Origin of the sequence: Salifodinibacter halophilus (assembly GCA_012999515.1) — a bacterium.
Classification (GTDB): Bacteria; Pseudomonadota; Gammaproteobacteria; order Nevskiales; family Salinisphaeraceae; genus Salifodinibacter; species Salifodinibacter halophilus.
In genome coordinates this window covers 1-233 of sequence record JABEEB010000789.1, presented here as the reverse complement: position 1 = coordinate 233, position 233 = coordinate 1, and the positions used below count along the sequence as shown (strand labels likewise).

General features: G+C 73.8%; 1 protein-coding gene. It reads left to right on the top strand.

Going from position 1 to position 233, the window contains the following annotated elements; translation table 11 throughout:
- Positions 1–18: 18 nt before the first annotated feature.
- Positions 19–233 (top strand): hypothetical protein (locus HKX41_13750; protein NNC25197.1); only part of this gene is annotated, 215 nt, incomplete at its 3' end.

Genomic DNA, 233 nt, shown 5'->3' with positions numbered 1-233 from the left:
TGGCTTCCCGCGCTGTCGATGCTGCTGGTCTACCGCCGCATCCGCCGCAACTTCGGCGTGCAGCCGTGGCGGCCGGTGCGCAGCGGGATCCGGCTCGGCATCCTGGCTTTAGTGGCGGCGCTGCTGTGCGTCGCCGGCGTGGCGATGCCGCACCTGGCGCTCGGCCTGGGCGTCGGCGCGGCGCTGGGTGTCCCGCTCGGTCTGCTCGCGCTCAAGCACACCCACGTCGCCTG